The sequence below is a fragment of the Nonomuraea sp. NPDC003707 genome (genome assembly GCF_053587055.1).
On record NZ_JBSFNK010000020.1, the window covers coordinates 41,761 to 62,865 of the forward strand.

Sequence of the window (21,105 nt, forward strand, 5' to 3'; positions counted from 1 at the left end):
GGAACGTCGTTCAGGCCCTGTCGAAGGGGAAGGGCCGATGACGGCGACAGACCCGAGCAACGCCATCGCGCGTGTGAAGACCGTCTGCTCCTACTGCGGCGTAGGGTGCGGGATCGTCCTGGACGTGGCCCAGGGCGCGGACGGGCGGCGGCGGGTGGTCAAGGTCGCCGGCTACAAGAGCCATCCGGCCAACGCCGGTCGCCTGTGCACCAAGGGGGCGACCAGCGCCGACATGCTCGCCGCCCCGGGCCGGCTGGAACGCGCGCTCGTCAGGCCCGCCAGGGGCGTGCAGCCGGAGGAGAGCGGCGTCGACGCGGCGATCACGGCGACCGCCCGGCGGCTGCGCGCGATCCTGGACGAGCACGGGCCCGACGCGCTGTCGTTCTACGTGTCCGGGCAGATGACCCTGGAGGCCCAGTACCTGGCCAACAAGCTGGCCAAGGGGTTCGTCGGCACCAACCAGATCGAGTCGAACTCGCGGCTGTGCATGGCCAGCGCGGGCAGCGGTTACAAGCTGTCGCTGGGCTCGGACGGCCCGCCCGGCTCGTACGAGGACTTCGAGCGCGCCGACGTGTTCTTCGTCATCGGCGCGAACATGGCCGACTGCCACCCCATCCTGTTCCTGCGCATGATGGACCGGGTCAAGGCCGGCGCCAAGCTGATCGTGGTGGACCCGCGGCGCACCGCCACCGCCGCCAAGGCCGACCTGTTCCTGCAGATCCGGCCCGGCACGGACCTGGCCCTGCTCAACGGGCTGCTGCACCTGCTGGTGGAGAACGGGCACGTCGACGAGGAGTTCGTCGCCGAGCACACCCGCGGCTGGGAGGCCATGCCGGACTTCCTGCTCGACTACCCGCCCGCCAAGGTCTCCCAGCTCACCGGCATCCCCGAGGCCGACCTGCGCCAGGCGGCCCAGTGGATCGGCGAGGCCGGCGAGTGGATGAGCTGCTGGACGATGGGGCTCAACCAGAGCACCCACGGCACCTGGAACACCAACGCGCTGTGCAACCTGCACCTGGCCACGGGCGCGATCTGCCGCCCGGGCAGCGGCCCGTTCTCGCTGACCGGCCAGCCCAACGCGATGGGCGGCCGCGAGATGGGCTACATGGGCCCCGGCCTGCCCGGGCAGCGCTCGGTGCTGGTGGAGCAGGACCGCCGGTTCGTCGAGGACCTGTGGGGCATCGCGCCCGGCACGCTGCGTACCGACGTCGGGCAGGGCACGATCGAGATGTTCTCCCGGATGGCCGAGGGCGAGATCAAGGCGTGCTGGATCATCTGCACCAACCCCGTGGCCAGCGTCGCCAACCGCAGGACGGTGATCGCGGGCCTGGAGGCCGCCGAGTTCGTCGTCACGCAGGACGTCTTCGCGGCCACCGAGACCAACGCCTACGCCGACGTGGTCCTGCCCGCCGCCCTGTGGGCCGAGACCGAAGGCGTGATGATCAACTCCGAGCGCAACCTCACCCTGCTCCGGCAGGCCGTCGATCCGGTCGGCGAGGCGCTGCCCGACTGGATGATCATCGCCAGGGTCGCCCGCGAGATGGGGTTCGAGGACGGCTTCTCCTATTCGAGCGCGGAGGAGGTGTTCGAGGAGATCAAGCGGGCGTGGAACCCGGCGACCGGGTACGACCTGCGCGGCGTGACGTACGACCGGCTACGCGAAACCCCCGTGCAGTGGCCCGCCCCGCCCGGCTCCGGCGAGCGCAACCCGGTCCGCTACCTCAACGACGGCCGCAGCCAGGAGACGCTCACGCGCGAGGACGGCAGCGGCCCGCGGCTGGCCTTCGCCACCCCCGACGGCCGGGCCGTCTTCTTCCCACGTCCGCACCTGCCCGCCGCCGAGCTGCCCGACGACACCTTCCCGTACGTGCTCAACACCGGGCGGGTGCAGCACCAGTGGCACACGCTCACCAAGACGGCCAAGATCGCGAAGCTGAACAAGCTCAACCCCGGCCCGTTCGTGGAGATCAACCCGGCCGACGCCGCCGAGCACGGCATCGGCGAGGGCGATCTCGTGACGGTCTCCTCCCGGCGCGGGCGGGCCGTGTTGCCGGCGGTGGTGACGGACCGGGTGATGCCGGGCAACCTGTTCGCGCCGTTCCACTGGAACGATCTCTTCGGCGAGTACCTCAGCGTCAACGCCGTCACCAGCGACGCCGTCGACCCCATCTCCTTCCAGCCCGAGCTGAAGGTGTGCGCGGTCTCCCTCGCCAAGGTCGCCCCGGACCCCGCCACGGCCGCCCCTGCCCCGGCAGCCGACGTTCGTACGGCCGAGGAGGTGCGGGCACCGGTCGCCGTCGGCGCGCTGCGCGGCCTGTTCGGGCTCGCCGACGTGACCCCGCCGGAGCTCTCCCCGTCGGAACGCCGCTATCTGTCCGGATTCCTGTCCGGCCTGGCGAGCACCCCGCTCGACGGAGCGGACGTACCGGTGCTGCCGGGTCATGCGCCCTTCGCGCCGGACCACGCGGTGTGGGTGAACGGGGCTCTGGCCGGCGCCTTCTCCCGCATCGTCCGCCCGGCGCGGAAGCCCACCGAACCGGGGCCCGCGCCCGCCGAGCAGGAGACCCCGGCACGCGAGATCGTCATCCTGTGGGCCTCGCAGACGGGCAACGCCGAGGAGTTCGCCGCGGCCAGCGCCGAGCTGCTGGCGGGCGCCGGCCGCAACACTCGGCTTCTCAGCATGGACGACTGCGCCCCGCAGGCCCTGACGCCGGACGCGGACCTGCTGATCATCTCCAGCACGTTCGGCGACGGCGAGGCCCCCGACAACGGCACCGCGTTCTGGGACGCGCTCGCCGAGCCCGAAGCGCCGCGGCTCGACGGCGTACGCTATGCCGTCCTCGCCTTCGGCGACTCCAGCTACGACGACTTCTGCGGCCACGGCCGGCGCCTCGACCGGCGCCTGGAGGAGCTCGGCGCGCTCCGCCTCGCGCCACGCGTCGACTGCGAGCCGGACGAGCACGAACGCGCCCTGGACTGGCTCAACCAGCTCCTGTCCACCCTCACCGATCCCGGACCGGCGCGGAGCGAACCGACGACGGCCATGCCGTCCGGCACCCGCGCCACCCCCTTCACCGCGACGCTGTCGGCGAACCGGCTGCTCAGCCTGCCGGGCTCGGCCAAAGAGGTTCGCCGGTTCACCTTCGACACCGGCGGCGAGCTGACCTACCAGGCGGGCGACGCCCTCGGCGTGCTGCCCGTCAACAGCCTGGACCTGGTCATGGAATGGCTGGCCGGCACCGGCCTCAGCCCCGCCGACACCGTCGAGCTCCCCGGCCTGGGCACGCTGCCGCTCCGCGAGGCCCTGTACCGCCACCTCGACATCACCAAGATCACCCCTGGCCTGCTGAAGTTCGTCGCCGAACGCACCCACGACCGCGACCTCTCCCGGCTCCTGCGCCCCGGCAACAAGGGCGAGCTGGACAAATGGGTGTGGGGTCGCCAGGCCGTGGACGTGCTCGCCGAGCTCCCCGTGCGCGCCACGGCCCAGGAGTGGGCCGACGTGCTCAAACGGCTCCAACCACGCCTGTACTCCATCTCCTCCAGCCCGCTCACCAGCCCCGACCGGATCAGCCTGACGGTCTCGGTGGTGCGCTTCCGCAACCCGCGCGGCAGGACGCGGGGCGGCGCGTGCTCGGCGTACCTGGCCGACAGCCCCGAGCAGACCACCGTCCCCGTGCACGTCCAGCCCACCAAGCACTTCCGGCCGCCCGCCGACCCCGGCGCCCCCATGGTGATGATCGGCCCGGGCACCGGCGTGGCTCCCTTCCTCGGCTTCCTCGACGAACGCCGGGCACTCGGCCACCCCGGCCGCAACTGGCTCTTCTTCGGCGAGCAGCGCCGTACCACCGACTTCTACTACCGCGACGAGCTGGCCGCGCTGCACGACGACGGCCTGCTGACCCGCCTGGACCTGGCCTTCTCCCGCGACCAGCGGGCCAAGGTCTATGTGCAGGACCGGATGCGCGAGCACGGCGTGCAACTGTGGAGCTGGCTGCAGGAGGGCGCGCATGTGTACGTGTGCGGCGACGCCGCCCGGATGGCCAAGGACGTCGACCAGACCCTGCGCGACATCGCGGCCCGCCACGGTGGCCTGGCCCCCGACGACGCCACCGCGTACGTCAAGCAGCTCGCCGCGGCGAAGCGCTACGTACGCGACGTGTACTGAAAGCGGTGCTGATCAGCCTATCCTCATCTCATCTGCCATGAATATGCCGAAAAACCCTTGCAGATACGTGTGATCTCGCGCGACCGTGGGGACAGGCATGCCGGAGGCGAGGAGGCGGCCGTGCAACCGACGTCGATCGATCTTCCGATGGCCGGTCAGACAGCTCTGTGGGGCGACGTACGCCTGCCCGCCCTGCTGAGCGTCGCGACGCTCGGCTCGATGGCGCAGCGGGAGACGACGGTCAGTTTCGAATGCCGCACCTCCGGGCCGCGGCGCCATTACTTCACCGGGCCGCTGCTCATCGACGTGCTCCAGGCCGCCGAGCCGCTGTTCGAGCCGGCCGAGCGCAAGGACCGGCTGCGCTATCTGATCGCGGTGCTGGGACGCGACGGCCACCGCGCCGTGCTGTCGTGGGGCGAGATCGACCCCGAGTTCGGCAACACGGCGGCGCTGCTCGCCGTCACCATGGACTGCCGGGACCTGACCGAGCAGGGGCCGCACCTGGTGATGCCGGGAGATCACTGCGGATCACGGCACATCAGCCGGGTCACCGACATCAGGGTGTGCGCCGCCGACCGGTTATGGGTCTAGCGTTCATGCTGGGTAGGCGTGGGTCTCGCCGGCCTTGACCGAGGCCCAGATCTGCTGGCCCGGGGTCAGGTCGAGGTCTGCCAGGGCGGCGGGGGTGATGTCGGCGAAGGCGGTGATCGGGCCGTCGAGGTGGACGCGTACGTTGTCGCCGTGCCGTTCGATGCCCTCGATGCGGGCCTCCCACAGGTTGCGCGGGCTCCCGTCCGGACGCGTCCGGTAGAGGGCCACGGCAGCGGGCGGGAACGCGACGAACGCGGGCCCGTCGAGCCGTTCGGAGGTGTGCAGCAGCAGCTCGCCGACCTTGACCCGCGCCCCGTCGGCCAGGCCCCGGTACAGGTTGAGCCCGACCAGGCGGGCCACGTAGTCGGTACGCGGGTGCCGGGCCACCTCGGCCGGGGTGCCCTGCTGGACGACGGCGCCGTTCTCGATGACGATCAGCCGGTCGGCCAGCACCATCGCGTCCAGGGGGTCATGGGTGACCAGGACGGTCGCGCCGTCGAAGTCGGCCAGGTGACGGCGCAGGTGCGAGCGGATCTCCAGCCGGGTGTGGGCGTCGAGGGCGGCCAGCGGCTCGTCCAGCAGCAGCAGGCTGGGCCGTACGGCCAGCGCCCGGGCCAGCGCGACCCGCTGGGCCTGCCCGCCGGACAGCTGGCGCGGCTTGGCGGCGGCCCGGTCGGCCAGGCCGACCCGTTCCAGCAGGACGGCGGCCGTGCGGCGGGCCTCGGCCTTGGGGACGCCCTGGCAGCGCGGCCCGAAGGCGACGTTGTCGAGCGCCGTCAGGTGCGGGAAGAGCAGGTAGTCCTGGAAGACCATGCCGATCGGACGCTGCTCGGCGGCCAGCGGGTGCAGATCGCGGCCGTCCAGGACGATCTCGCCGCCGGACAACGCGACGAGCCCGGCCAGGGCGCGCAGCGCGGTGGTCTTGCCCGCCCCGTTGGGTCCGAGCAGGGCCACCACCTCGCCCGCGGCCACCTCGAACGCGATGTCGAGGGTGAAGGCGGGCCGGGAGACCACCAGATGGGCCTGCAGCGTCATGGGCTGCTCACCCACCGATCCCGCAGGCTGGCCAGGATGATCACGGAGACGGCCAGCAGGACGAGGCTGAGCACGATCGCCGCCTCCGGCTCGGTCTCCAAGGCCAGGTAGACGGCCAGCGGCATCGTACGGGTGGTGCCCGGGAAGTTGCCCGCGAACGTGATCGTCGCGCCGAACTCCCCCAGCGCCCGGGCCCAGCACAACACCGCCCCGGCCACCACACCCGGCGCGATCAGCGGCAGCGTCACCCGCCGGAACACGGTCCAGCGCGAGGCGCCGAGTGTGGCCGCCGCCTCCTCGAAGCGCCGGTCGGCGCCGCGCAGCGCGCCTTCCACGCTGATCACCAGGAACGGCATCGCCACGAACGCCTCCGCGACGACCACCCCCGCCGTGGTGAACGGCAGCGTGATCCCCAGCGACGACTCCAGCCACTGCCCGACCAGCCCGCGCCGCCCCAGCACCAGCAGCAGCGCCACACCGCCCACCACCGGCGGCAGCACCAGCGGAACGGTCACCAGCGCCCGCACCACCCGCCGCCCCGGGAAGTCCACCCTGGCCAGCAGCCACGCCAGCGGCACCCCGAGCACCAGGCACAGAGCCGTCGCGATGGTCGCGCACACCAGCGACAGCCGCAGCGCCTCCAGCACCTGCGGCTCGGCCAGCCGCTCCAGCAGCGTGCCCCACGGCGCGCGGATCAGCAGCCCGGCCAGCGGCAGCACCAGGAAGGCCAGGCCCACCAGCGCGGGCACGACCAGCATCCACGGCAGCCGCCCGGAAGCCCGACGGCCCGGGCGACCGGCGGACCCGCCTTTCAGGTCCGCCCGGTCGGCGCGCTCGGGATCGGTCATGCGGATTGGCTGCTGCTCACGCGCTCGTGACCGGGGATCTCGACGACGACGTTGGTGGACTTGATCACGGCGACCGCCACCACCCCCGCCTCCAGGCCGAGCTCGTCAGCGGCCTGGCGGCTCATCAGCGACACCACCCGGAACGGCCCGGCGGCGATCTCCACCTGCGCCATCACCGCGTCCCGGATCACCTCGGTCACGATCCCCCGAAAGCGGTTACGCGCCGAGGAACGGCTGCCGCTCTCGATCTCCTCGACCTGGGCCCGGGCGAAGGCGGCCAGGTCGGCGCCGTTCACCTGGCGATGACCGTGCTCGTCCCGCTCGGCCGCCAGCCGCCCCGCGTCCACCCACCGGCGGACGGTGTCGGCGCTGACCCCGAGCAGCGCCGCGGCCTCGCTGATCCGAAACGTCGTCATAGGCCCTCACCATACCTTTCGCACATTCGAGGCCAAGTACGGTTCTGCCATGGCATCCACGGCCGAACCGTCAGGGCCACGCCGTGAAGCCCTCGTGCCGGACGGTCCAGCTCCCGTCGCTCGGGAAGCCCGGGCAGTCGGCGTCCGTGCCGTCCCAGCCCGCTGCCATGAGGGATGCGCCTTCAACAACGAAACCGCCGTCGCCGTGCTCGCCGGCCTGCACGAGCACGGCCGGCCCCGCCGACCTGGCCGTCATCGGAGCCGACGACATCCCCACCGCGCGCCTGGCGAACCCGCCGCTCACCACCGTCTGCTACGACCTGCACGACGCGGCCCGCCACCGCGCCGAGACGATCATCGCCGGCCTCGCCGGCCAGACCACCCGCCCCGCCGTCATCTCGGCCGATCCACGAGTCATCCAGCGCTCATCCACGTGAGGTGTCCTACCTTGGCCTCGCCCTGGAGCCGAGGTCAGGAGCTCGTGAGGATGACCAGTTGCTGGGTCGCCCGGGTCATCGCGACATAACGGTCGACCGCTCCTTCGATGCCCTCGCCGAACGCCTCCGGGTCGACGAGAACGACCAGGTCGAACTCGAGCCCCTTCGACAGCTCCGGAGTCAGCGACCGCACGCGAGACGTCCCCTGGAACGTGGGGTCGCCGATCACGCAGGCGATCCCGTCGGCATGCGCGGCGAGCCAGGTGTCGAGGATCGGGCTCAGCTCCGAAACAGCCCCGTGTACGACGGGGACGTCGGTGCTGCGGATGGAGGTCGGCACGTTGGCGTCCGGGAGCGCGGCCCGGATGACCGGCTCGGCCGCCGTCATGATCGCTTCCGGCGTTCGGTAGTTGATGCTCAGGGACGCCAGGTTGACGCGGTCGAGCCCGACCCGCTCCAGCCGTTCCTGCCACGACTCCGTGAACCCGTGCCTGGCCTGGGCCCGGTCCCCGACGATGGTGAAGCTCCGGGACGGGCACCGGAGCAGCAGCATCTGCCACTCCGCGTCGGTCAGCTCCTGAGCCTCGTCCACGACGATGTGCGCGAACGGGCCGGCGAGCTGGTCCGGTTCGATACCGGGTGATGCGTTCTCGTCGACCAGGGCGTCCCGCAGGTCCTGTCCGCGCAGCATCGTCACCGCGCCTTCACCGTCGTCATCGGCCTCGAGCAGGTTGTCGACGACCCCGGCCATGCGCTCGCGTTCGGCGGCGACGGCGGCTTCCTGCCGCCGCTTGCGCCGCGCCGCCTCCGGGTCGCCGAGCCGCTGCCGCGCCGCGTCCAGGAGCGGCAGGTCGGACACCGTCCAGGCCTGGGCGTCCGCGCGCTGCAACCGCCGGACCTCGTCGGGGCTGAGCCAGGGGGCGCACATCCGCAGGTAGGCGGGTACCGACCACAGGTCTCCGACGAGGTCGGCCGCCTCGATCAGCGGCCACGCGCGGTTGAAGGTCGTGAGCAGCTCCCTGTTCCGCAGCAGCGACTTGCGGAGCAGGTCAGGTGAGATGTCCTCGTTGTCGTGCTTGTCCGCCAGGACCGTGAGCAGTTCCTCCCAGACCTGGTCGCGCGCCTCGTTGTGCGGGGTGCCGGGCTCCGCCGCCTCGAACGCCTCGGCCCAGTCCTCGGGGCTCAGCCAGATGTCGGACCAGTGGGTCGTGACCGTCATCCCCTTGGTGGGCGCGTTCTCGTAGAACCTGACGGCCGGCTCGATCGCCTTGACCAGGTTCGCGGACGACTTCAGGCGGGCCACGTCCGGGTCGGTCTCGATCGCCGCCGTGGCTCCCTCGGCGACGAGGTCCCGCAGGGTGCAGGTCTGTACGCCCTCCTCACCGAGGCTGGGGAGGACGTCGGCGACGTAGGCCAGGTACGGCTGGTGCGGGCCGACGAACAGCACGCCACCCCGGCGGTGACCCAGGCGGGGATCGGAGTAGAGGAGATACGCGGAGCGGTGCAGGGCGACGACGGTCTTGCCCGTACCCGGACCGCCGTCGACGACGAGAGCGCCGCTGGATCCCGCGCGGATGATGGCGTCCTGGTCGGCCTGGATGGTGCCGAGCACGTCGCGCATCCGTGGCGACCGGCTGCTGCCCAGGCTGGCGATGAAGGCGGACTGGTCGTCGAGCGCGGCGTGGTGCCCTTCGAACCCGTCCGAGGTGAACACCTCGTCCCAGTAGTCGCTGATCCGGCCGCGGGTCCAGCGGTACCTGCGGCGGCTCGCCATACCCATCGGGTTCCCGTGGGTGGCTCCGAAGAACGGCTCGGCAGCGGGGGAACGCCAGTCGAGCAGCAGCCGGCGGCCCTCGCTGTCCGTGAGGCCGAGTCGTCCGATGTACACGGGCTCGGGGTCGTCCGCGCTGACCATGTGTCCGAGGCACAGGTCCAGACCGAAGCGACGCAGTGCGCGCAGGCGGGCGGAGAGCCGGTGGATCTCCAGGTCCCGGTCCAGGGCCGCCCGCCCCTTTCCGCCGGGCGCCTTGCGCTCGGCGTCGAGGCGGTCGGACAGCTCGGAGATCGACTGCTCAAGGCTCTCCGCGATGGCCGCGAAGTGCCGCTCATCGCCGGCGATCAGCGCCGGGTCGGCCTTGGGGGCAAGATGCTCGGGCAGGTCGAACACGCCGGCGGTCAGGGGATTCACGTCATCAGCTCCGATGTGAGGTCGCTTGCGAAGGTCGGCGTCTGGACCGGCGTGACAAACCCGGTCGCCGGGGTTCACGCGGATGCGGACCGCCTTTCCGGGCTGACCATGTCGAGCAGCAGCTTCGCGGCCGCCGCCGCCCCGTCGGTGCGGATCGTGCCGGCCACGGCAGTCGCTCGTACCCGGGTCTCGGGGGCCAGAGCCGTCCTGAGCGCGGCCGACAGGGACTCGGCGGTCGGAGCCGGACCGTCGTGTGCCGCGCCGATGCCCAGCTCGGCCACCCGATCCGCCCAGTACGGCTGATCCGTCGCCTGGGGCACCACCACCTGAGGCGCGCCGGCCCGCGCGGCCGTCGTCGTCGTGCCCGCGCCGCCGTGGTGCACGACCGCGGCCACCCGGGGAAACAGTGCCTGCTGGTTGACCTCGCCGACCACGAAGCAGTCGTCCCGGTCGTCGATCAGAGCCAGGTCGGCCCAGCCGCGCCTGACGAGCGCGCGGCGGCCCTGCGCCCGGACCGCCTCGATGGCCACCCGGGCGACATCCTTGGAAGCGTGCATGGGCATGCTGCCGAAGCCCACGTACACCGGCGGTTCGCCGGCGTCCAGGAACGCCACCAGCTCGGCCGGGAGCGGGCGAGCATCCGGCAGGATCCACGCGCCGGTCTGTACGACGTCGAGCTCCGGCATCCCCTGCCACGGGTCCAGGGCCGGGTCCGTCGCCAGCCACGGCTGGTCGCCGATGACGTAGTCGCGAACGTCGTCCACCGGTGGCAGGCCGTTCGACGCCCGGCTGGTGTTGAGCGCCGCGCCGAACAGCGCGTTGATGCTCTGGGCGTCCAGGTCCCACAGCACGCGGTTGTCGGTCACCTCCGGCGGGAACGGCCGGCCCTGATAGGCCAGCGGCGGGCGGTGCGGCGACGGCAGGGTGAGCTGCTGGAAGGTCACGGACACGGAAGGGATGCCCAGTTTCTCGGCCACCGACCGCGCACCGGCGGCGGCCGGCATCATGCCGGTCGCCACCAGCACGTCGCACCCCTCGGCCGCCGCGGTGACCGTGTCGAACTGGCCGGCGATCAATTCGGCCGCGCGCTCAGGCAGGGATGACGGCGGCGGCGCCGCGGTCGTCAGCGCACGCGCCGACTGACCGACCGGCACCAGCCGCACGCCGACCCCGGCCAACAGCTGCGCGAACTCCTCGTCCGGCGGCGCGCACACCCGCACCTCCGCGCCGAGCTCCCGCAACCGCACCGCGAGTGCCGCCATCGGTTCGACGTCCCCGCGCGACCCGTACGTCGACAACACCACACGCACTTCGCGTCCCCCATTTCCGCAGGTTCTGGCCTCGGCGGACGATTCTGCGGCATGACCCGGGTCTTGTGGCAAGCCCCCCGGTGCGCTATACGTTGAGAGTGGAAAGGCGCGGGTCTCCCCTTTCCCTTCATCGTCCGCGACGCCACATACGGACAGCTCAGCCACCGAACACGGGGTGACCCCCATCCGCCGCAGGGCCTCCCGGGGGACACCTCCCGCACGACGGTGATCATGGCAGGACGAGCCGACAGTCGGCCACCCGGGTGCGCCTCAACGGGGGTTGAGGGCCGGTGTGGGGCCGGGCGACCGGTGCTGGTGCCGCACCAGGTAGGCGTAGTGGCCGTCGTGGGTCATGAGTTGGTGGTGGGTGCCGGCCTCGATGATCTGGCCGCGGTGCAGCACGACGATCAGGTCCGCGTCCTGGATCGTGGACAGCCGGTGGGCGATGATGACCTGGGTCTGGCCGAGCCTGAGCAGGTTGCGGCGGATGCGTTCCTCGGTGACCGCGTCCAGCGCCGCGGTGGGCTCGTCCAGCAGCAGGATGCGGGGGCGGTGGACCAGGGCACGGGCCAGCGCCAGGCGCTGGCGCTGGCCGCCGGACAGGCGCGTACCGCCCTCTCCGACGTTGGTGTCGTAGCCCTGCGGGAGGCGCACGATCTCGTCGTGGAGTTCGGCCAGGCGGGCGGCGTGCTCGACCGCCTGGTGGTTGACGGGGGTGAAGCCCGCGATGTTGGCGGCGATGGTGCCGGAGAACAGGTGTGGCTGCTGGGTGACCACGCCCACCTGCCGGCGCAGCCACTGCCGGTCGAGTTCTTGCAGCGGGATGTCGTCGAAGCGGACCTGCCCGGCGGTCGGCTCGGTCAGGCCGATGAGCGTACGGCCGAGGGTGGTCTTGCCGGATCCCGACGCGCCGACGATGGCGACCCGCGCGCCGGCCGGGATGCGCAGGGAGAGGTCGCGGAGCACCGGCGTACGGGCGTCGTAGCCGACGCTGATCTTGGTGACGGTGACGCTGCCGCGCAGCCCGCCGTCCGGACGGACGCCGCCGATGCGCTCCTGCGGCGTACCCATCAGGTCGGCGATGCGGCCCAGGTGTGCGGCGGCCAGTTGCAGCTGGTAGACGATGCCCAGGAGCGACGCGAGCGGCGTGGTCGCGGCGACGGCGAGGGACACCAGGGCGAGCCGGTCGCCCAGCGTCCCGGAGGTCGAGGCGAACACGGTCACCAGCAGGCTCAGGTGGAGCGCGATCTGCAGGGTGGTGGTGGCGGTCTGGACCGCGGCCACGTGCCGGTCCCGGGCCGCCCCGGTGGTCAGCTCCTCCTCGTGGTGGACGCGCCAGCGGTCCGCCGCGGCCGCCTCTCCGCCGGAGGCCTTGATCGCCTCGATGCCGGCCAGGCTGTCGACCATGGTGGCCTGGGTGGCGGCGGTGGTGTGCAGGGCGGCGAAGGCCAGGTGCATGCCACGGCGGGCGGTGGCCAGGACCACACCGGCCTGCAGCGCCGCCGCCGCGAGCGTCACCAGCCCGAGCCCGGGCGCGGCGAGGATGAGCAGGGTCAGGTACGTCACCGCGGTGGCCAGGTCGAACAGGAAGGCCAGCGACTGTTCGGTGAGCAGATCGCGCAGCATGGCCACCCCGCTGAGCCGGCTCAGCAGGTCGCCGCTGGAGCGGCGCTGGAAGAAGCGGTACGGCAGCGCCAGCGTGTGGCCGACGAGTGCGCGCATCCCCTCGGCCGCCACCGAGGTCTGCAGCCGGATCAGCATCCGGGCGCGGGTCCAGGACGTCAGCCCGTACACCAGCACGACGCACAGCGCGGCGGCCGCCAGCGTCGTCGCGTCCATCGCCACCGGCCGGTCCACCACGAGTTTGGTGAACAGCGGCACGGCCAGCCCGAGCAGCTGCGCCGTCAGCGAGGTCAGCAGCACCGCGACGATCAGCCCCCGGTTGGCCAGCGCGGGTGCCAGCAGCGGGCGCAGCACGCGCCAGGGCCGGGGCCGGGCGGCGGGGGTGAGCCCGGTGGGGGCGTCGGCCAGCAGGACCTTGCCGGAGTATCCGGCCTGGAACTGCTGCTGCGACAGTCTCCGCCGGCCCCGCGCCGGATCGATCACGGTGGCGCCGCGTGGGCCGATGTGCTCGACGACGACGAAGTGGTTGTTCTCCCACACGGCGATGAACGGCGCGGGCAGCGCGCGGAGGGTGTCGATCGGGGCGCGGCAGGCCCGTAACCGCAGCCCGAAGCGGGCCCCGGCCTGGATCATCTCGCGCAGGCTCACCCCGTCCACGCCTTCGGCCAGGTGCTCGCGTATTTCCGCCAGGCCCGTGCGGCGGCCCAGCGCGCTGAGCACCATGGCCAGGCAGGCGGCGCCGCAGTCACTGCGGGCCAGTTGCATCCGCAGCGGCACGCGGCGTCTCACCGCCGCACCTCCCCGATCCGGTACGCCATTTCCCTCACCGTCACATCCGCCCGATCGCGCTCAGAGCCAGAACCACTGGATCTCCGCGGTACGCCGCCGCTCGTCCAGCCACGCCTGGAAGGCCGCGTCCCGCGCTGCTTCCAGCACTTCCGGCGCGCCGGGGTCGGGCGGGACGACCTCGTGGACCGCCCCGGCCAGATGGCCGCCTTCGTAGGGGACCGGCCCGATCGCCGTTCGCTCGGCCGCCGTCCGCAGGGGCTCGGGCAGCCGGGGGGTGAGCGTGGTGGCGGCGTGCAGCTGCAGTCTGTGCCCGGGGCGTTCGAGGGCGGCCAGGGAACGGGCCGCGAAGTCCTGCACCGGACCCTCCGACAGGGCGCGCAGCTCGTCGGCGTGGGGACCGGTCACCCACACCGCGCGCCGCATTGTGAAGTCCTCCGGGTGCTCGGCCAGGTGGCGGCGGGCGGGTTCGCCGGCGAAGCGGTCGCGGATGCGGGCGGTGATCGCCTGGGTACGGGCGTGGGTCCGGAACATCTCCGGCGACATGCCCGCCTCGGCCAGCCACTCCAGCGTCTGCGCCTTGCCGGTGAGCCCACGGCGGCGACGGAACTCGTCGGCGGCGGCCTGGATCTCGGCCTCGGTCGGCGACTGCAGGACGCCCTCCAGCTCGTTGAGCAGGATGCGGTGGTCCACCAGCCGCTCGTGGAGCTGCTGGTCGCGCACGCCCAGGGCGCGGATGGTGGACAGCGCCACCGCGATGGACAGCCCGACGCCGTCCACGCTGAGGACGTTGGCCGCCGCCCAGTGGGTGGAGTGGTCCACCAGCCACGGGACGCCGTCTTCCGCCTCGGCCGACAGCGCGACGGTGCCGCCCTCGGGGTGGTCGAGGAGCAGGTCGTAACCGACCCGGGTCGTCCCCGGCGGCTCGTCGACGACCAGTTGGGCGCGCAGGTGCGGCCGCGCGGCGGCCCAGTCACGCGCGCGCCGCCGCGCCTCGCCCACCTGGTCCTGCGCGGTCGGCAACCCCCGCAGGAGCGCGACCGCCCCGGCGAGGTCGTCGGCGAAGGAGGTACGGACGGCGGTGCTCTGGTCAGCGGGCATCGGCGGAGTCCTTTGAATCGGGGCCGGTGGTGGTGGCGGTGGTGAGCCAGTCGGCGATGGCGTCGCTGATGGGCATGCCGGTACGCAGCTCGACGAAGGCCCATTGGCCGTTGACGTTGAGCTCCAGGAAGACGTACCGGCCGTCCGGGGTCACGATGAAGTCCAGCGCGCCGAAGCTCAGGCCCAGCCCGGCCACCAGGCGGACACACCGCTCGGCGATGTCCTGCGGCAGGTCGTAGGCCGCGTAGCCCACCTTGGTGTCGTCGTAGTGCCGCCAGTCCACGGTGGTGAGCCGCGAGGTCTGGGAGTCGATGCGGGCGGCGAACACCTGCTCGCCCACCACGGTCACCCGCAGCTCGTACGCCTTGGGCAGGTTCGGCTGCAGTATCGCCGGGCCGTGCCGGAGCCGGTGCCGCCCGGTCAGCCGCCGCCTGGGCACCGTCGCGGTGAACAGGTGACGAGCCTCCCCGTCCAGCGTGAACGGGTGGAATCCGAGCGTCTTGGTGATCATCCGCCCGCCGGCCTGGTTCCACAGCGGCACCAGGACCTCGGGATCGTTGGTCACCACCGTGTCGGCCACGGTCAACCCGAGCTCGGCGGCCCGGTACAGATGCAGGAGCTTGTTGTCGACGGCCGCGGTGTACTGCGGCGGCGCGGGCATCCACCGGGCCCCGACCATGAGGTCGTACGCGCCGGTGACAGCGATCTTGGCCGTGTGCTCGGCGAAGGCACGCTGCGACGGCTCCGGAACCTCGAGCGCGGACGGCCGGTCGGGGCGCCGGTCCCACACCGCGCTCACCTTCGACAGGTCGTACGTCTCGCCCCGATAGGTCAGCACCTGGCGCCAGCGGCCGTCGAGGCAGCTGGTGGTGAGGGTGGAGGCTCCGGGGTAGTCGGCCTCGTCCCACCACAGCAGCGGCACGCCGCGCTCGCGCAGCTTGGGCAGCACGACGTGTATCGAGTCGTCGCGGTGGCTGCTGATGATCAATAACACAGTCGTTCGGTCCTTTGCTGTCGCAACAGCGGGGAGCCGCTTGACGGGCTCCCCGCTGCTCACCGGGCCGCGGTCATCGCGGTCGGATCACGTCTTCCAGCAGTCGCCCTTCTGGCTGGCGGTGCAGAGATAGGTGCTCCAGTCCGGTTCCATGCCCGCGATCACCTCCAGCTCCTCGCCGTCGAGCTCGGAGACACCGGCGGGAAGGTCCTCGATGTTCAGCATGCTGTTCACCCCCCTTCTGGTTGCGCAGGGCCGTGATCTACGACCCTGCGAGTGATCGTGGCGATCACGACTTGTGATCCACTGCAAAGGCGGCTGAAGCTGACTGCGAACGCAGGTCAGCACGACTGACATCCCGCGTCCTCGCGCTCTTAGGCTGCTCGCCATGGACAACGGCGGAACGTCTCTTCGAGCGGCGGACATCACTGCGGCGCTGGACACGGCGCTCACCGCCATGCGAGCCGCGGGTGCCGACATCGCTTACCGCCTGGGGGGCACGAGCGCGGCTCTCCTCCAGGGGGTTCAGCTTCCTGTCGGGGACATCGACCTCCTGGTGGCGCGGCGAGAGGAGGTGGATGAGTTCGGTGCCGCGCTCGCCTCGTTCCCCTGCCTTCATGCCGCCTCGTGGATTCCCGCGTCCGCGCAATACTTCGCCAGGTACGAGGTGCACGGGGTCAAGGTGGAGATGAGCACCGTCGAGAGGCAGACCGACTCCGACGCGATGGAATGCGTCGGTCGCGGCCCATGGCAGCACTGCGTGTGGATCGCATGTGGCTCGCACCAGGTTCCCGCGGTTCGGCTGGAACTACGGCTGGCGACGGAACTCGTACGGGACAGGGCCGACCGTTACGAACCCCTCCTCGACCACATGAGCGCGCAAGGGTGCGACTTCGACCTGTTGCATCGGGCCATGAGCGGCCAGGGTCTGTCGGCGGAACGGCAGCGCCTGGTCTGGGATCGCCTCGCCCCGTCACGATGACCCGCACTCGGACTGGTGCATCATCGGTCCATGACGGATGAGGCCGGCTACCTGCTCGACAACGCGCGGGCCGAGGCCGGGGTGCGTTTGAGGCGTTCGACCTCGTGCACGCGCGCCTGGTGCTGGTGCACGTCGCCGACCGCGAACGTGCCCTGCGGTCGATGATCGCGGCGCTGAAGCCCGGTACCCGGCTCCTTCTCGAGGACGCCGACCTCGCGTACGGACGGCGGCTTCCCGGGCTGCTCCGCGCCGCCGGGCTGGTCGACGTGGCGGCCGAGGCGTACTTCCCGATCGCCTCCCCCGCCTGCGACCTGCTGGAGACGGCGACCATCGCGCACATCCGCGAGGGCCTGGTCGCCGGCGGCCACGCGACCGAGGAAGAGGTCGAGCGGCACCTGGCCAACGTGGCGGCCGGCGGCATGGACCTGGCGACCGCGCCGATGGTGTCGGCCTGGGGACGCACCCCGGAGTGAACTACGCCGAGACTTCGGGCAGCGCGTAGCGGCGGCCGAGCCCACCGCCGGCGCGCGGTCCAGCACGGCCGCTTCGTCGAGGTTGTGCCGGCGAGACGCGGTTCCGCCGTCAGCCCGCGCGGGTGGCGCCGTTCTGGACGGCAAATCGCCGCTTATCCGCAAATGTGAATTAATCGGAACCAGCGCCATGGCATGTCTCACGACATGCAAAGAAACGCCAAAATATTTGTGCGACGACGCCTTCTTTAAAGGTATCGAATTTGACGGGTTATTGGGGTTCATTGAGGTGAATGAGATAATCCTTGCGGGTATGTACGCTTCTGTCTGAATGCCTACCGAGATGTGGGCGTCGGATTTCGCGTCGATTTATCCATGAATGGAAACGAGAGCACGTGAATACTGAAATTCGGCATTTGCCGACGCCGCGCAGCGCCCGTATCGCCAAGCTGGCTCTGGCCGCTGCGGCCACCGGCCTCATGTTCGTTCCGCTCGGCCAGGCAGTGGCGAGCGCGAGCGTGGGCTACGTCCCGACGCAGCCGGCCGCGAACTGCGCGAGCGAGTGGGGCGTGTGCGACGTCCTCTGGTGGGGCCGCGAGGACAAGTCCGACCACGACGAGAAGTTCGAGCACGGCAAGAAGTTCGACCACGACAAGTTCGAGCACAACGAGTTCGAACATGAGAAGAAGTTCGAGCACGACGAGAACGAGCACGACAAGAAGTTCGAGCACGACGAGAACGAGCACGACAAGAAGTTCGACCGCGAGAAGTTCGAGCACGACAAGAAGTTCGACCGCGAGAAGATGGACCGCGACAAGAAGTTCGACCGCGACAAGAAGTCCGATCGCTTCAAGTTCGACCACGTCAAGATCGACCACGTCAGGTTCGACCATGACAAGAAGTTCGAGCAGGAGAAGAAGTTCGACCGCGACAAGTTCGAGCACGACAAGAAGTTCAAGCACGACGAGAACGAGCGCGAGAAGAAGTTCGAGCACGACGAGTCCGAGCATGACAAGAAGTTCGAGCACGACGAGTCCGAGCATGACAAGAAGTTCGAGCACGACAGAAAGTTCGAGCACGACAAGAAGTTCGAGCACGACCGGGACCACGACAGGGACCACGACAGGGACCACGACAGGGACCACGACAGGGACGACGACAAGTTTGACCACCACCACGACTGGTAAGTCGTAACGCACGATACAAACCAAGGTGAGATGGCCCGCCCGGGGATAAGCTCGGCGACGACGTCCTCCGTCGAGACCGAGGGCATCCCCTGGCACTGTGATCGGCGATTGAGCCGGAATCGCTCTCGGCCGCCCGAAAACGCGGGTGACAAAATGCCGTGGCAAATTATTTGCCACGGCATTTTCGCTTGGCGTCATCCGAGCCGGCGGAGTTCGGAGTAGCAGGCCGGCGCCGACGACTCATCCTCCAGGGCAGTCGCTGTCTCCACCGCTGTACTCGGCGCAGTAGCCGGACGGCAGCGGCGGCGGACCCCGACGCAACTCCGCTTGGCGCGCATCCATGTACAGGCCTCGCAGGACAAAACCGACGCACGCCACTGCGACGAGACCAAAGACCCACGCGCGTACGACTCTCCTGGTGAAGACGCAGATGCCGGTGGCGAGGACGGGCGCAGCCGTGAAGATCACCGCGGCCGCGGTCATCCAGGCGTTCATGCCCGCACGATCGCCTTCGGGATATCCCAGGCCGGCGACGATCGACTGCCAGAGGCACAGCGGAACCCCGATCAGCCAGACGAACGTCAAGAGAACGAGGATCACGCCACTGACGTCGCCCGTCTCCGCATCTGCCGTCTCCATGCCATGGTGAACAAAGCACGGGAGATTCACGATTCCGCGCCGAAATGCCAGGCCCGGCAGAACCATGCCTCCCGCATGCCCGACTCCCTCCGCCACGAACCCACCCACCTGCCCGAACCGGCAGCGGCGCGATTCCCTGCAGGGAATCGCGGTGGCGCGGGGGAATCAGCACACTGCTGTGCATGAGCAACCCACTCGACATCAAGCAATGGGCCGACCGATACGTCGCCCAGTGGAACGAACCCGATCCGGCCGCGCGGGCCGCGCTCATCCGCGAAATGTGGGCGCTCGACGGGGTCCAGGTGCTGGTCGACCCGCCGCAGGAGATCCGTGAGGCCGCCGCGGGGCTGGCGTTTCCGGTGCCGCCGCTGGAAGTCCGGGGTCACGACGCCTTGAACGCCAGGGTGACCCGTGCGTACGAGATGTTCGTCGCGTCGGGCGAGCACCTTTTTGAGTGCGCCGAAGAGGCGTCCCTCCTGATGTCCAACGTGCTCGGCATCCGGTGGTCGATGGTGTCGACCCACACGGGACAGGCCGTCGGCGGCGGCCTGGACATCCTCGCCCTGGACAGCGATGGGCGGATCCGTACCGACCACCAGTTCATCGGAGTGAGTTGATGCGCTTCACCAGGATCACCCGCACGGAGGACGGCGGATCAGCGTTCGAGGACGGCGAGATCGCACTGGAACACCGGCAGGTGGCCGACGGGGTGCCGGCCATGGCCGTCGGTGGGCTGCCGTCGAGAGATGGCGTGCAGTTCCTGCGCAGTGCCGCGTTCGACAGCACCGCGCACCCGGCGCCACGAGAGCAGTGGGTGGTGATGCTGCGCGGGGTGATCGAGGTGACGGTCAGCGACGGCGGCCGGCGTCGCTTCGGTCCCGGCGACCTCGTACTCGCCGCCGACACCACAGGAATGGGGCACGTCACGACCGGCGTCGGCGACCCGCCGTTCGAGGCGCTGTTCATCCCCGTCTGACCGCCGACGCGAATCCGGCGCGAGCAGCCGTGGAGCGCTTGGCGCCCGGCTTGCGGCAGCTCGCGCGGCGCCTCCGCGGGCTCGACCCGCTCCTCCCCGTGGAGGTCGCGCAGCCTCCGACCGATCAGGCGGGGATGGCCGGCTGCCGTTCCTCGTGCCTGCCCAGCACCGCGAGGGTCAGGGTCACGGCGACCGACCCGAACGCCAGCACCGTCATCGCCGCGGCCGGGGAGGTCAGTTGGGCCACCACACCCGCGAGGGCCGCGCTGATGCCCTGCATGGTGGACATGCCGACGGAGTGCAGGCCGAGGGCTTGGCCCACGAGGTCGTCCGGGGTGAGGGACATCAGGCGTTCCTGCAGGACCAGGCTCGCGCCGAAGCCGACGGAGGCGACGACGACGGCCACGGCCGACAGCGCCACTCCCGGCTGCAGGACGAAGAACAGGTACGGCGTCGCCAGCAGCAGGCGCAGCGGGACCGCGAGACGGGGGCGCAACGCGGGCGGCACCAGGCGGCCCACCGCCACGTCCCCTAGGAACATGCCCAGCGCCCCGCACGCGAACAGCGTGCCGGCGGCTCCGGGGGCGTACGAGATGTAGAGCGACTCGCAGCCGACCACCAGGCCGTTGGGGATCCACAGGCCCAGGTACGTCAGGCGGCGGGGGCGCGAGGACCACAGGAGGGCGTTGGTGCGCCAGGTCGCCGAGACGGACGGGCGCCCGGAGGAGCGCGGCGGCCGGGCCGTGAGGCCCAGGCGGGTGGCGAGGGCCGACATCACGTACAGCGCCACCGCCAGGAGCAGGCATGTCCTCGGGGTCAGAAGCGTCAGCAGCGCGGCACCCGTCGCGAACCCGGCCACCTGCATCAGGCCCCAGAGCATGTTGAACACCGAACGGCCCAGGACATAGCCGTCTTTCGACAGGATTTCGGTCAACAGTCCTGAGCGCGCTCCCCCGCCCAGGGACGCGACCAGGCCCTGCGCCAGCACGACGGCGAAGACCGCCGCGACCGGCAGACCGGGCAGCGCCAGCACCGCGGTACCGGCCGCGAAGGCGAGGGCGAGGCCGGACAGGATCGCGCGCGGGGGCAGGCGATCGGCGCCCGAGAGCAGGAACGTGGCCCCCGCCAACTTCGCCAGCTGCGGGCCGAACATGCTCACCGCTGACAGCAGCGGGGAGCCGGTGGCCTGGAAGACCAGCGTGCCGAGGGCCAGGGCGCCGATCGTCTGAGCCGCGGCGAAAGCGGCGTAAGAGAGCAGGAACGGGGTGAACTCCGGGGTGCGGAACAGGGTTCGATAGCTGCGCATACGTCGGAGTCTCGGAGCGGCCCGGGGGTCGTGTTTACTGTTTCGCCG

18 protein-coding genes and 1 pseudogene are annotated in these 21,105 nt (G+C 70.9%); 8 read left to right on the top strand and 11 right to left on the bottom strand.

The window, feature by feature from the left end; translation table 11 throughout:
- Positions 1 to 37: 37 nt before the first annotated feature.
- Together ACWDRB_RS39855 and ACWDRB_RS39860 are read left to right on the top strand one after the other, a co-directional pair.
- Positions 38 to 4,168, top strand: coding sequence for a molybdopterin-dependent oxidoreductase (locus ACWDRB_RS39855; protein ID WP_449902731.1), 4,131 nt, complete (start codon positions 38 to 40; stop codon positions 4,166 to 4,168).
- A gap of 120 nt (positions 4,169 to 4,288) precedes the next feature.
- Complete coding sequence (locus tag ACWDRB_RS39860) at positions 4,289 to 4,759, top strand: hypothetical protein (protein ID WP_449902737.1); 471 nt, start codon at positions 4,289 to 4,291, stop codon at positions 4,757 to 4,759.
- Positions 4,760 to 4,762: 3 nt separating this feature from the next.
- On the opposite strand, the gene ACWDRB_RS39865 is transcribed toward ACWDRB_RS39860, so the two are convergent.
- Genes ACWDRB_RS39865 through ACWDRB_RS39875 form a run of 3 tightly spaced genes read right to left on the bottom strand, consistent with a single transcriptional unit; the run spans position 4,763 to position 7,058 of the window.
- Positions 4,763 to 5,794 carry an ABC transporter ATP-binding protein gene (locus ACWDRB_RS39865; protein ID WP_449902739.1) on the bottom strand — a complete coding sequence of 344 codons (1,032 nt, stop codon included), beginning with the start codon at positions 5,792 to 5,794 and terminating at the stop codon, positions 4,763 to 4,765.
- Positions 5,791 to 6,642: an ABC transporter permease gene (locus tag ACWDRB_RS39870; RefSeq protein ID WP_397373848.1), complete on the bottom strand. Its 852-nt coding sequence runs from the start codon at positions 6,640 to 6,642 to the stop codon at positions 5,791 to 5,793. Before ACWDRB_RS39870 ends, ACWDRB_RS39865 begins: the two co-directional genes overlap by 4 nt.
- Positions 6,639 to 7,058 (bottom strand): TOBE domain-containing protein, encoded by a 420-nt coding sequence (locus ACWDRB_RS39875; RefSeq protein WP_355206873.1) that lies wholly within the window; start codon positions 7,056 to 7,058, stop codon positions 6,639 to 6,641. The genes ACWDRB_RS39870 and ACWDRB_RS39875 overlap by 4 nt, the downstream gene beginning before the upstream one ends.
- 167 nt (positions 7,059 to 7,225) lie before the next feature.
- On the opposite strand from ACWDRB_RS39875, the gene ACWDRB_RS39880 reads away from it, so the two are divergent.
- Positions 7,226 to 7,495: a substrate-binding domain-containing protein gene (locus tag ACWDRB_RS39880; RefSeq protein ID WP_449902742.1), complete on the top strand. Its 270-nt coding sequence runs from the start codon at positions 7,226 to 7,228 to the stop codon at positions 7,493 to 7,495.
- A gap of 34 nt (positions 7,496 to 7,529) precedes the next feature.
- Here ACWDRB_RS39880 and helR read toward each other — a convergent pair whose 3' ends face one another.
- From helR to ACWDRB_RS39910, 6 genes are all read right to left on the bottom strand, one after another.
- Positions 7,530 to 9,683: an RNA polymerase recycling motor ATPase HelR gene (gene helR / locus ACWDRB_RS39885; RefSeq protein ID WP_449902745.1), complete on the bottom strand. Its 2,154-nt coding sequence runs from the start codon at positions 9,681 to 9,683 to the stop codon at positions 7,530 to 7,532.
- A 74-nt stretch (positions 9,684 to 9,757) separates the two neighbouring features.
- The gene (locus tag ACWDRB_RS39890; RefSeq protein WP_449902748.1) at positions 9,758 to 10,993 is read right to left on the bottom strand and encodes a glycosyltransferase; all 1,236 of its coding nucleotides are present in this window, start codon (positions 10,991 to 10,993) and stop codon (positions 9,758 to 9,760) included.
- A gap of 270 nt (positions 10,994 to 11,263) precedes the next feature.
- Complete coding sequence (locus ACWDRB_RS39895; protein WP_449902750.1) at positions 11,264 to 13,405, bottom strand: peptidase domain-containing ABC transporter; 2,142 nt, start codon at positions 13,403 to 13,405, stop codon at positions 11,264 to 11,266.
- Between the two features lie 60 nt (positions 13,406 to 13,465).
- Positions 13,466 to 14,503, bottom strand: coding sequence for a TIGR04500 family putative peptide maturation system protein (locus tag ACWDRB_RS39900; protein ID WP_449902752.1), 1,038 nt, complete (start codon positions 14,501 to 14,503; stop codon positions 13,466 to 13,468).
- On the bottom strand, positions 14,493 to 15,497 hold the full coding sequence (locus ACWDRB_RS39905) for an MvdC/MvdD family ATP grasp protein (protein ID WP_449902754.1): 1,005 nt from the start codon (positions 15,495 to 15,497) through the stop codon (positions 14,493 to 14,495). The genes ACWDRB_RS39900 and ACWDRB_RS39905 overlap by 11 nt, the downstream gene beginning before the upstream one ends.
- A gap of 87 nt (positions 15,498 to 15,584) precedes the next feature.
- Positions 15,585 to 15,722 carry a hypothetical protein gene (locus ACWDRB_RS39910; RefSeq protein ID WP_350733660.1) on the bottom strand — a complete coding sequence of 46 codons (138 nt, stop codon included), beginning with the start codon at positions 15,720 to 15,722 and terminating at the stop codon, positions 15,585 to 15,587.
- A 163-nt stretch (positions 15,723 to 15,885) separates the two neighbouring features.
- On the opposite strand from ACWDRB_RS39910, the gene ACWDRB_RS39915 reads away from it, so the two are divergent.
- The 3 genes and pseudogenes from ACWDRB_RS39915 (at position 15,886) to ACWDRB_RS39925 (ending at position 18,136) form a co-directional block, all read left to right on the top strand.
- On the top strand, positions 15,886 to 16,479 hold the full coding sequence (locus ACWDRB_RS39915) for a hypothetical protein (RefSeq protein WP_449902758.1): 594 nt from the start codon (positions 15,886 to 15,888) through the stop codon (positions 16,477 to 16,479).
- A 101-nt stretch (positions 16,480 to 16,580) separates the two neighbouring features.
- A pseudogene (locus tag ACWDRB_RS39920) lies at positions 16,581 to 16,952 on the top strand (hypothetical protein); the annotation flags it as partial.
- A 392-nt stretch (positions 16,953 to 17,344) separates the two neighbouring features.
- Positions 17,345 to 18,136 carry a hypothetical protein gene (locus ACWDRB_RS39925; RefSeq protein WP_449902761.1) on the top strand — a complete coding sequence of 264 codons (792 nt, stop codon included), beginning with the start codon at positions 17,345 to 17,347 and terminating at the stop codon, positions 18,134 to 18,136.
- Positions 18,137 to 18,376: 240 nt separating this feature from the next.
- On the opposite strand, the gene ACWDRB_RS39930 is transcribed toward ACWDRB_RS39925, so the two are convergent.
- Entirely contained in the window at positions 18,377 to 18,841 is a 465-nt protein-coding gene (locus tag ACWDRB_RS39930; protein WP_449902764.1) for a hypothetical protein, read from the bottom strand.
- 116 nt (positions 18,842 to 18,957) lie between these two features.
- On the opposite strand from ACWDRB_RS39930, the gene ACWDRB_RS39935 reads away from it, so the two are divergent.
- Positions 18,958 to 19,392 (top strand): hypothetical protein, encoded by a 435-nt coding sequence (locus ACWDRB_RS39935; protein ID WP_449902766.1) that lies wholly within the window; start codon positions 18,958 to 18,960, stop codon positions 19,390 to 19,392.
- On the top strand, positions 19,392 to 19,751 hold the full coding sequence (locus tag ACWDRB_RS39940; protein WP_355206845.1) for a cupin domain-containing protein: 360 nt from the start codon (positions 19,392 to 19,394) through the stop codon (positions 19,749 to 19,751). Before ACWDRB_RS39935 ends, ACWDRB_RS39940 begins: the two co-directional genes overlap by 1 nt.
- 124 nt (positions 19,752 to 19,875) lie before the next feature.
- Here ACWDRB_RS39940 and ACWDRB_RS39945 read toward each other — a convergent pair whose 3' ends face one another.
- A complete protein-coding gene (locus ACWDRB_RS39945; protein WP_449902768.1) occupies positions 19,876 to 21,057 on the bottom strand; it encodes an MFS transporter in 1,182 nt (393 codons plus the stop codon).
- Positions 21,058 to 21,105 lie beyond the last annotated feature (48 nt).